This is a genomic window from Embleya sp. NPDC056575, from assembly GCF_042793325.1.
In the GTDB taxonomy this organism is placed as follows: domain Bacteria; phylum Actinomycetota; class Actinomycetes; order Streptomycetales; family Streptomycetaceae; genus Embleya.
On the sequence record NZ_JBHTVA010000013.1, the window covers coordinates 169,846 to 181,484 of the forward strand.

At 70.6% G+C, this 11,639-nt stretch carries 5 protein-coding genes and 1 CRISPR repeat array; all 5 genes read left to right on the forward strand.

Features of this window, described 5'->3' with window-relative positions; translation table 11 throughout:
• Positions 1 to 888 precede the first annotated feature (888 nt).
• The 5 genes from ACFRCG_RS13125 to ACFRCG_RS13145 all read left to right on the forward strand — a co-directional run bounded on the left by ACFRCG_RS13125 (position 889) and on the right by ACFRCG_RS13145 (position 10,838).
• Positions 889 to 1,788: a hypothetical protein gene (locus tag ACFRCG_RS13125; RefSeq protein ID WP_380030932.1), complete on the forward strand. Its 900-nt coding sequence runs from the start codon at positions 889 to 891 to the stop codon at positions 1,786 to 1,788.
• Between the two features lie 316 nt (positions 1,789 to 2,104).
• A CRISPR array of direct repeats spans positions 2,105 to 2,864; the repeat unit is 29 nt; unit sequence GAAGTCCCCACACGCGTGGGGGTGAACCG.
• An 831-nt stretch (positions 2,865 to 3,695) separates the two neighbouring features.
• The gene (locus ACFRCG_RS13130) at positions 3,696 to 3,896 is read left to right on the forward strand and encodes a hypothetical protein (protein WP_380030933.1); all 201 of its coding nucleotides are present in this window, start codon (positions 3,696 to 3,698) and stop codon (positions 3,894 to 3,896) included.
• Between the two features lie 438 nt (positions 3,897 to 4,334).
• On the forward strand, positions 4,335 to 7,655 hold the full coding sequence (locus ACFRCG_RS13135; RefSeq protein WP_380030934.1) for a hypothetical protein: 3,321 nt from the start codon (positions 4,335 to 4,337) through the stop codon (positions 7,653 to 7,655).
• 219 nt (positions 7,656 to 7,874) lie between these two features.
• Complete coding sequence (gene mobF / locus ACFRCG_RS13140; RefSeq protein WP_380030935.1) at positions 7,875 to 9,398, forward strand: MobF family relaxase; 1,524 nt, start codon at positions 7,875 to 7,877, stop codon at positions 9,396 to 9,398.
• A gap of 615 nt (positions 9,399 to 10,013) precedes the next feature.
• Complete coding sequence (locus tag ACFRCG_RS13145) at positions 10,014 to 10,838, forward strand: helix-turn-helix transcriptional regulator (RefSeq protein WP_380030936.1); 825 nt, start codon at positions 10,014 to 10,016, stop codon at positions 10,836 to 10,838.
• Positions 10,839 to 11,639 lie beyond the last annotated feature (801 nt).

An 11,639-nucleotide genomic window follows, 5' to 3' on the forward strand; every position in this document is an offset into this window, starting at 1 on the left:
CACCCTCCCCCCGACCCTGCCCCCGCAACCCCTTCATAGGGGGGTAAAAACCCCCCCCCCGCGCGCCCCCCCCCCACCCCCACCCCCCCCCGGGGCCCCCCAATACCCGCCTTTAGGCGCCCGCCCCGGTTCGTTTCCCCGCAGCCACCCCGGCCCGGTCTCTCATTACGGCGTAATGAAACCGGGCGACCAGGGGAGCGGGGGAGAGGCACCTCGGAGAGGCGTCGACCTCCGCGCACCCGTAGGCAAGCCTCGATCGGAACCCCGTGCCGATCCCGGAACCGATGACGTGACGGCTCCGGGAGGCCGGAGCCAGGGACGATCACCTTGCGCGCCTCCCGCGCGGCCCGTCGTCTTCGTCATTACGCCGTAATGAACGATCCGCCGAGAACCTGTTCTGTTCCCTGGCTCGTGTGTTGAATACGCCGTAATGAAGACACGAGCCAGGGGAGTGGTCGCGGCCACCCGGTGATCCGGCTCCCCGAAGGGGAACGCCCCCGTCATTACGGCGTAATGACTCCCCCGGACCCGGCACCCACGCGATGCGACGCGATGACGATGCCCGACCACCGCGCTGTCATTACGGCGTAATGAACCGCGATGGACTCGCGCGAACCCACCACAGAGCACGTTCATTACGCCGTAATGACGGGTGGGCAAGGCACAGGCAAGCCCTGGGCTAGTGATAAAGCTGCAGGTCAAAGCCGTACACCAGGATCGACTCGCCCCACCGGTGACCCCCCTCGAAACACGGAATCGTAATAACAGAAGATGGCAGGTCGGGGGAGTGGCGCACACCCCGCAGCGAAACTCAACGCCTCACCCCTCGTCGCGCCTACGGCGCGGCAGCAGCCCACAGGGCAAAACCCGCCGCATAAAGTGCAGCCCATGAGCCCTCGAGCCCGCGACGTCGTCGACGGATTCCTCACCGATCTGCGCGAGCGGCACGACGACGGCACGATCGGCGCGGCCACCCTGCGACAACGCGTCACCTTCCTCGAAGACCTCTTGGCCTACGTCGAACAAGCCCACGGCAATCGCGCCGCGGCTCCCGCCACCGCGCTCTTCGACTCCTCGACATGCCAGGCCTGGCTCAACGCCGTTGCCCAAGGCGATCGCCGCCGCCGAGCCACCTCCACCGGAAACCGCCGCGGATCCACCGCCACCATCCGAGCCGCCGCCGCCTCCCTACGCGCCCTGGCCCAATGGGCGAACACCCCCCTGGACACGACACCCCACCCCCGTCAACAAAGCCGCCCCCACCTCGACGCGAACCTCCTGCACCACCGCTGCACGACCCTCCTCGAAGGCCCACGACCCCACCGCGTCACCCCCGCCCTCTGGGTACGCACCCACGCCCTCGTCCGAGTCGTCATCGACACCGGAGCCCGCGTCGGCGAGATCGCGGCCATGACCATCCACGACTTCACCGACGAACCCACCCAGGCCCGCATCACACCCAGACCCCCCGGGAGGGGAACCCCCACCCCACCTCACACAGCACTACTGGACCCCCGCACCACCCGCGCCCTCCGAGCCTGGACCCACGAACGCACCCGCCTCACAACCGCCCTCGAAGGCGGCCCCGTCCACGCCCTATGGGTCACCACAGTCCCCCACCGCGCCGGCGGCCCCCTACGTCCCGCCGGCCTCCCCATCGGCGCCCGAGCCCTCGAAGGCGCCTGGCAACGCGTCCGCACAGCCCTGTCCGAAACCCGAACAACCCACAACGACCCGCACCCACCCCCAGACCTCCTCACCGACTGGCGCCCCACCCCACCGAAATAGCGCACCATCAAAGGTCCGCTCTCAGCAGGAGGCGCGCCCTCTAAACGACCCATCCGAGTGGAGCCGCCATGGCCCCGCTCAAAGCACCTACACGCCGAGCCGCTCCCTTGCGCGGCGCATCAGACGGCCGACGAGCAGCACAGTCGCAGCGAAGGTCACGAAGGCAGTGAGCATTACTGAGAGACTGGAGCCGATCGTCAGGACGCAGGCCACCCAAAAACCCTGATCAGACCGCATTCAGGATGACTCTCTGCCTCAATTGCCCAATTTTCATCACGAAACGGCAAAGCCCCTGAGTATCCGCAGGTCAGAAAGGGAAGTCCCCACACGCGTGGGGGTGAACCGTGGTCCCGGGTGTGGTCATGTTGGGGTGCTCCGAAGTCCCCACACGCGTGGGGGTGAACCGGACGCGATCGAAGCGGCCACGGCCGCGAGCGACGAAGTCCCCACACGCGTGGGGGTGAACCGAACAAGGCGGACCGCCGGCGGATCCACCGCTTGAAGTCCCCACACGCGTGGGGGTGAACCGGCGCCCGAGGAAACCATGCGCGAGCGCGCGCAGAAGTCCCCACACGTGGGGGTGAACCGTCCACGAGCCATCCCCGCGCCGTCCCTGCCTCGAAGTCCCCACACGCGTGGGGGTGAACCGTGCAGGGTGGCGACGAACAGCACCGCAATGGGGAAGTCCCCACACGCGTGGGGGTGAACCGCTCCTCCGGGCTTGGGCGGCTTCTTCTCGGACGAAGTCCCCACACGCGTGGGGGTGAACCGCGCAGGACCGGGTGTTGGGCCACGAGCATCCCGAAGTCCCCACACGCGTGGGGGTGAACCGGTTTCGGGCGTCGGCGTCATCCCCTCGTGTGTGAAGTCCCCACACGCGTGGGGGTGAACCGCAACACCGTGACGAACGCCGACAACACCTCTGGAAGTCTCCACACGCGTGGGGGTGAACCGGAACTCGGACTGATCGTGGAAACCGGAGAGGCGAAGTCCCCACACGCGTGGGGGTGAACCGAGGCGGCGGCGCTTGTGCGTGTCCGTCGCCCGGAAGTCCCCACACGCGTGGGGGGTGAACCGCATGGCCATCCTCGGCGAGGTGGCCGACCGGTGCGGTCGAGGCATCGCAAGTCGGCTGCACGGCATCGCAGTTCGCGTCGTCAGCGTCGGTCTGCTGTTCGACGTCGTGGTCGTCGCTGCCGACCTCGGCCGGGAGACATGCTCACTCCTCAAGGCCGCGAACGACCTCGGCCCCGTCGTCGGTACCGAGCTGGGCCCAACTTTCGTTCCTGATCGCACCCCCGCAGCGGCGATCGGTGGAGGGAACTCGTCGCCGACTCCGGCCTCTCGGCCGTCGCCCAGGCGCGATATCTATCCGCAGGAACCTACCTGTGGCTACCCACCCCAAGCCCACCGCCCGCTCCCTGGGAGCCCATGGCCTGGTGGGTCGAGCACCCTCGAATGGTCGACGGCACGGTGCGACTCACGGAAGGTGCGCACCTGTGCGCAGCCATCGGGGTCGCCGAGCACACGCTCGCCGCCGGTGCCTTACCCGGAAACGGTTGACCACTCGCTTCACCTGTGTCGGCGGCTGACGAGCCGCCCTCCTGCCGCAGCGGTTACGGGTCCGCTCGCGGCCTCCGGCTCGGCCCGCGACCCCCACCACGCCGCCGGGCGGGCGCCCACGTCGCCCGCACTCGCTCGACGGGCGACACGGCCCGGCGAGGGTTGGCATATGTCGCCGGGCCCAGCCCTGCCCGGTCGTCGTCTCTAGCGGCGGTCGGGCACCCGACTCGCGCCCGGCCGTGAACGTTCCCCGACGGCGGCCGGGCGGGCACTCGCGGGGCCGCGTGGGATCGGTGACGCCGTGGCCTCGCATCCACCGCTACTCACTCACGGTGGAGACCACGATGGCCGACGACGACCCGCCCCGGTGGGGTGACCACGTCGAGCAGGATCACCTCCCGCCCGGGGAGGTCGTCAGTAATGTCATGGTGGACGGCCGGATCTGGGTCCGTCCCCACGACGGGCAGTTCGGGAAGCGGAATGCCCCGGCCGCGGACGTCCGCGTGGTGCGCCGCTGGAAGCCGGTCGTTCCTCCCGGCGGGTAGCCGGTCCCGAAGTCACCACACGCGTGGGGGTGAACCGACGAGCGCACTGGGCCTTGTGCTCGTTGGCGGGAAGTCTTCGCATGGTGGGAGCGAGCAGGTGGGCGGTATCTGTTCATTTGCGGCGTCGAGGCCCTACGTAACGTACGTTCTCCCCACCCACGAACACGGCAGGATCGATTCTGTGGCCTGGGCCGGGCACGCAGCGGTGTCAATCCCGCAGGTGGAACACTGTGGTTCGACACTCTTCGGCTTGATATCGAACCGCTCCTCCGGGCCGTTTGGTTCTACGGCTGGACGTCGTGGGCCGCACCGGTTTCCGTAGTGCCGGCGTACCTTGCTCCCGTCGTCCTTGTCTCCCGTGTCACAGCGCGCGACTTGGGCGCACCTTCCGGCAGATGACGGTGATTCCCGGGAGGCAGCACGTGAGTGGATGTGACCATGTCCGAGCCTAGGACGGGCACAGCCGTGGAGATCGCGATTCGCCTCGGCAGGAACGGCGGCGTCTACCGTGTCGATCCTGCGGACGTCGAACTCCAAGCCGTCCTGCGTGCGCAGGGTTTCTCGCCATCGGCCGACGGTCCGCAGGCATGGGTACCGCCGTCGGATCGGCCGAGTGCCGCGCTGGACCAGGTGCAGGCATACCTCGAACGAAATCCCGCCTACCGCGTTGTCCACGAGGAGGAGCCCAAGGATCGGGATCCCCGTCCGCTGCCGGCCTCCTCCCCCCACTCGGACGCGCGGGGTCCCGCCCCGGATCCTCCCGGGCACGAGGTCTCGCTCCCGGCGCACACCGGCGACATCGAGGCTTCGGACGACACGGTCCCGAAAGCGGCCGTCCCCCGCCGGCTCCCCGCCGACGACGGCCCGGGTGTGCAACCGCCGAACCCGGAGCCCACCCCGCCCACTTCGGCGTCCGACAGGGCCGGTACGCCTCCCGACGACCCCGAGCCCCCGTCCCCGCCCGAGCCCCCATCCCCGGATTCCGCCCCACCCGACTCCGAGGCGAACTCCGCGCACGTCGAAGCGAGTCCTCCCGCGACCGGCCCCGAACCGGATGAACCCGGGCCCTACGCCACCCGGGACGAAGCCCACGCCCGAGCCCGCAGTATCGACAGCGCCGCCCGCGTGTGGCGGGAGTCCGTCGACGACCGCTCCGACACACCGGAGCACGTCCGCGGCCTCCGGGAAACCCTCGTCGACGCACTCCGCGGCGCCCGAGACGCGCACGAGGTCCACCTCGGCGATTTCACCAACGACTCGGACACCCCGGTCGTCGGGCCCGACGACCTCCGCGTCGTCGCGGATCACGCCCGCACCCTCGGCTCCACCATCGAAGACCTGAGCCGAGCACTCGACACCCGACGGCACACATCCGAACTCGCCGCCCTACGCGCCCTGGCAAGCCACGTACGCCACCACAGGAAAGCCCTCGACGCCACGACCCGTGACCTCGACACAATCGCGTGGACACGACCTTCCACCCCACCGTCGACCGAAGCCCCGCCCACCACCACCCCCGAGAACCCCACCACCGACGCCGCCCAAGCCCACCACGCCGACAACACAACCCGATCGTCCCGGGGTGCGACACCGCGCACCGACCCGCCCCCACCCCCGCGATCCGAATTCGACCACTGGAACGGAATCGCCCTCGCCTCCGCCCGCAACCGTCGCGGCGGCCACCACCGGGCCCGACGCCGCGATGCCCTTCACCGCCGACACCACAACGCGCTCATCCGCGCCTGGAACGTCGCCACCGACCCCCGCGTGCCCCCGGAGACCCCCAGTCAGCACATCCGCGACCTCCGCGACCAAGGCGACCGGTACACCGCCGTCGCCCGGGCCGCCGCCCGACTCACCGCCTCACCCCAACGCGCCATCGAACGCGAGGCCCTGCACGAACTCCGTGTCGCCGCCGAACTGCACGCCCGCCACCTCCACCGCCGAGCCGACGCCCTCGACCCGCCCCGTCGCCGGCCGCGACTGTCCGCCGTGCGCCTCCCGTTCGCCCCGCGACCGCCGCGCCAACGGCCCGACTCGGAAGCCGTCCTGGCCCGCGTCACCGAGGCCGAGGAACGCGCCCGACAAGGGATCGCCGGTCGCGACGCCCGGGCCAAGGACCACCTGCACACCACCGGTCCGGAACACGACCGGCTCGTACGAGACATCCGCGCCGAACACGCCGCCGCACACCAGGTCATGCGCGACGTCCGTGACCGTTCCTGGTGGCGCCAAGCCGACCCCGGCGAGATCGCCGCCGTCTGGCAGCGCGCCGTCGAATGGTCCGCCCACCACGACGTCATCGCCGGCCGGATCCTGCGCCACATGCGCGGCCGCATCCGCCAACACCACGGCGTCGCACTCCCCACCCCCGCGGTGGACGGCGTCGACCTCAACCCCGCCATCGACCGCGGCCACCCCGCCCCCGCCGAAGGCCCCACCGTCCACTGGGCCTACACCGTCCGCGACCCCCTCCTCCACACCCACCTCATCGACCAGGGCCGACACACCGCCCTCGCCCGCGACACCCCCGAAACCGTCGGCCGCCGCATCCTCGCCGACCTCGCCGCCCGCGGCACCGACCCCGACGCCCTGCGCCGCGCCGTCGTCGAGCTCACCCCCGCCGACCGCCCCGACACCGCACCCGTCGTCGTCACCGCCGCCCGGATCCCCGAGATCGGCCGCGACCAGGCCGCCCGCGACCGCGCCGAACACGACCTCGCCCAGGCCGGAGCCGCCCTCAAATCCGCCCTCGACCACCACTGGTGGGACGATGCCCGCCCGGTCGAGATCGGCTGGATGTGGCGCGGAGTACAGGACTGGGCACCCGGCCCCGCCCGCGACGACGCCCTCGACTTCCTCACCGACCGCGTCCGGGCCACCTTCGGCATCACCCTCGACCGCGACACACCCGCCGTCGTGGTCACCGAACGCATCCGCGAACACGCACCCGCCCCGCTCGACCCGAACGGCGCCCCGGAACGCGCCCTCGCCGCCCACGCGGTCCGCTTCTTCGACCTGGCCCACGGCATCGAAGCCCGCATCGCCGCCGGGGACGTTCCCGCGGGGGACATCCCCGGCCTGCGCCAACAGGCCCGCTCCCACAGCCTGCGCGCACGCCACCTGGGAGCCCTCGCGAGCGATCCCGAGGAAGCCGCGCGCCTGCTCGGTGCCCGCCTTCCGGCCATCGACGTCGACCGCTATCACCGGGACATCGCCGGCGAATACGAACGCTCCTGGGGCCGCGCCCTCACCGACGACGAGTCGGCCCAACTGCGCTCGATCCTCGAACGGGGAACCACGGGGCACGAGACGAGCCCCGGGCCCGCCGACGAACGGATCGGCGTGTCGCCGCCGTTGCCCGCGCTCGACTCCCCGGTGTCGACGGACACCTCCCGCCCGTCGACACCGTCGATTCCCGAACCGGAGCGCTCCCGACTCGCACAGATCGCCCCACCGGACGATCGCACGTCGCGGTTCCGAGAACGTCGACCGGAAACGCCCGTACCGACAAACGAGACCGGCACCGAGACCGGCACGGCCACACCCACCACCGAACACACCGCCGCGCCACCGGCACAGACCCCGGCCCGACCCGAACGCAGGCGCCTGTCGACCGTCCGATTCGTCATGGACGGCACCGACGACGCCTTGGCCGCGAAACCCGCCCCGGGACAGCCGGCCGGCCGCCGCGCCGTTCCCCTCGTCCCGGACACCCCGGAACTCGCCGACAGCGCCGCACCGGCGCTGGGCGGATAGGGCACCGCCCCCACCCGAGGCGACCGACTCGAAGCCCAACCAGCCGCCCCCGCCGTCGGCCCCGCGGCCCGGTCACACCATGCGCCGGCCCCGCACCTTCCCGATCATGAACACCCAATCCACAAACCACACAAACCACACAAACCGAATAAACCAAACCGACGAACCCCAAGCATCCGACGCCCCGCACCCGGCGGCCAATGCCTCCGGCGGCCACCCGTGCTGACCATCGCCGCCCGCAGCGACGTCACCTACCTCGCCCAACAGGTCGCCCGCGGCGCCGAGCACTACTTCCTCCGCGACGCCGCCATCGCCGGCGAACCCCCCGGCCACTGGCTCGGCCGCGGTGCCCCCGACCTCGGCCTGCACGGCACCGTCGACCACGCCGTCCTGGAAGACCTGTACCACCACTTCGTCGACCCCCGCCGCCGCACCGAACTCGCCGCCGCCATCGCCGACATCACCGCACCACCAGGCACCGACGCGTGGACCGCAGCCGCCGAAACCGCCCGGGACGCCGTCCGCCTCGGCCCCCGCCCCCGCGACTACACCACCGGTACCCGCGCCGCCATCGCCGAGGCCCTCGCCGCCGAACCCGACGCCACCCCCGCGCGACGCCGACAGATCGAGGCCCGCGTCCGCAGCAAGGCCCGCACCGCCGTCAAATACCTCGACCTCACCTGGTCCGCCCCCAAATCCTGGTCCATCCTCCACGCCGCCCTCCAAATCGCCGGCCGCCACGACGACGCCGACCAGGTCTGGGAAGCCTGGCTGACCGGAATCCACACCGGCCTCGAATACCTCCAGGACACCGCCGGCTTCGCCCGCGCCGGCCGCCACGGACGCACCTCCACCGGCGCCTCCACCGGCCGCTGGATCGGCGCACACCGCTGGACCGTCGCCGCCTTCCCCCAACACACCTCCCGCGACGACGACCCCCAACTCCACGTCCACACCGCCGTCCTCAACCGCGTACACGCCGACGACGGCGTCTGGCGCACCCTGGACAGCCGCGCCATCCACCGCCACAAGCAGGCCGCCGGACACCTGTGCGAACGCGCCGCGGAGATCGCCCTCACGCGTGCCCTCGGCGTCGAATTCGCCACCCGCCCCGACCGCCGTGCCCGCGAAATCGTCGGCATCCCCGAATCCCTCCGTGCCCGCTTCTCCTCCAGACGCCGCGCGATAGCCGCCGAAGTCACCGCCTACGCCGCCAAGTTCACCGCCACCTACGGCCGAGCCCCCTCCGCGTACGAACTCACCGCCATCGCCCAACACATCACCTTGCTCCACCGCGAGGACAAAAAACGCACCCCCGTCCCCCGCGCCGAACTGCTGGCCCGCTGGGCCGTCGCCGCCCTGACCGACCTGAGCCTGGATCTGACCGACATCCCCACCGCCACCCTCCACCGCATCGGCACCAAAGACGCCGAACACCCGAACGCGGAGGTGACCGTGACCCGCGCCATGACGACCCTCGACGCCACAAGGGACGCCTGGACCCGAACAAACCTGATCGCCGAACTCTGCCGCCGACTCCCCGATCGCCTCGACACGACGGACATCCGGCACCTGGTCGACGGCCTGGCCGACCAAGCCCTCTTGGGCATCGTTCGACACGAGGCCATTCCCCCCACCCCGCCGAGGACGCCCAGCAGGCCGACTCCGTCCGTACCCTCTCGACACGGGATCGGGATCGACCTGCGCGGGCGAGCTCAAACCGCTGAACGGGGCCGTCCATGATCGCTCCGATGTCGTGGCCACCGAATTCGCGCGCCCGGGCGAGCCCTCGCATCGGCGGTCGGCATTCCCGGCGGCGGAACAGCCGACCCGCCAGGCCCGCCGGCGCCCCCTACCGGCGACCCACGAAGCTCCACACGCGCAAGGCGCACAGCGAAGTCGGCGTGCATGGGGCACTCACGGTTGATTTACGACATGCGAGCGCCGGGACGGGAACCAGCCGTACGCGAGGAGTTGTGCCCCACCGTCGACCGGGTACTCCCCACCACAGCCCGAGCGACACCACCCATACAACGAAGCACAGGCACACGAGACGTCTCGTCGAACAACACCGCCTTCGTGGCGGTGTCGAATCCGAGAGGAAAGAGGGCCGGCGGCACGGGCACAAGGCCCGTACCAGCCTCGATGGACTGACTTGGACAAACCGCCGACCCCAGGCCACCAAACAGGAGACCGCGAACAGTCTATGCGGAGGCATCTCGATCCCCCAATGCGACGCAGTAGGCTGACGTCGCCCCGGGAATTCCCCAGACGACCCGCACACGCGATCCGCGCCGGAGCGGACGAGGGAGCGAAGGCGCGAAGCCGGATCCATCGGAGCGGAGCGGAGAGGTGGAAATGAGCGCGAACGAGGAGGAATTCGAGGCCCGGATTCCGCACCTGCCCGAATACCTCACCCGCGCGCACATCCGTACCCTGACCGGCCGTGGACAGGCCACCGTGGCCAACTGGACCACATTGCCCGACTTTCCGGCCCCGGTACGGTCCGAACCGGGCACGGCGCACCTGTACCGACGCGACGAGATCGTCGCCTGGTGCCGGGCGCACGCCTACGGTGGAAACCCCTCGCCGGGCCCCGAGCCCGCGCGCACGGAACCGGGACTGCGGCACACACCGAACGAACGGTTGACCATCGCCGAGATCGGCGCCCGTCGCGGATACAAGGGAACCAAGCCGGCCGCCGCGGTGCATCACCTCGTCAAGACGTACGCCGACCACCCCGAACATCCCTTCCCGCCCGCGGGACCGGATCGTAAGCGTGACGCAGCCGCCGTGGCCGCCTGGTTCACCTGGTACGACCTCGAGCGCCCCGGCAAGGCCAAACAGGTCGCCGGCCGAGCACGCGCGGAACGGGAGGCACTCGTCGAGTCCATCGTGGACACCACCGTTCGCGAAGAGCACGATCTGACCGCCGCCGACCTGGCCGAGCGGCTGAACATCACCGAACGCGTCGCCCTGGGCTACATCAACGAGCTGGCCCCCGCCGTCCTGCGCCGACACGGCCTCATCGGACGCCGAGACATCCCGCTCCTCCTCAACGGCGATCGCGAACGCGCCAAGGCCCTCCTACGCCGATCCGACGCGCCTCGCCCGGTACTCCTGGTGGGAAACACCGGCTACTACCGCGTCCAGGACATCGACCGTCTCGTGGCGCACGAGTAGAGGTACCCCCTCCCCCGAGCGGTTCCCGATGACGGACCCCGGACCCCTGGTGTACACACGAGCGCTCGTCAACTCGGGCCGGTCGTTCACGCGTAATGCCGGTGCTCCGGGACACGCCGACCGGGGCGATTGATTCGACCAACTCCCCGACCGCCTCGCCAACCCCCCCACCTCCGGCACCTGGTGGGGGGTTGGATCGATCAAGCTCTTCTCGGCATCGTCCGATCGGATCCCGACCCATCCCCCGAGTCGGGGGCGCAGGTCCCGAGCACTGTCGGGACCGGTGCGAACAGCCACGCAATCGGTGGTGACCGCAGGTCGACGGGCATCGTCCCGACAAAGAGGCCGGTTCCTACCGTCCGTTAGCCCAAGCCTGAGCCCTTTTTCGCTCCGTCGATGCCACCGGCAGGGGCGGAAACGACGGCGGGATCGGGTTGCCCGGCCCCGACTCCGGTGGTCCTACCGACGGGTTCCGTCACATCCGGGTCGACGCCGTGGTCGCCCCACGACTCGGTGCTTTCCGTCCAGGTTCTGCGTTGGGACCGCGAGTCCACGAAGAAAGAACGCCCAGGCCACAGGGGTCTCGGGCAATGCGCCCGCCGTGAATGCCGACCGTGGGTCGGCTCTGAACCTCGACGCCCACAACAGCGCGACCGGCCCAACGGTCCTTGGATCCAATCCCGAATTCCCCACACCTAGGCATCAATTCGGATGGCTGGTCCGGTGGGGTGGCCCCAGCGTCCCACAGTCGGCGGGCGCGACCAACCCCGCGCGGGGGTCACCTCTGCGGCCCCGGGGGGC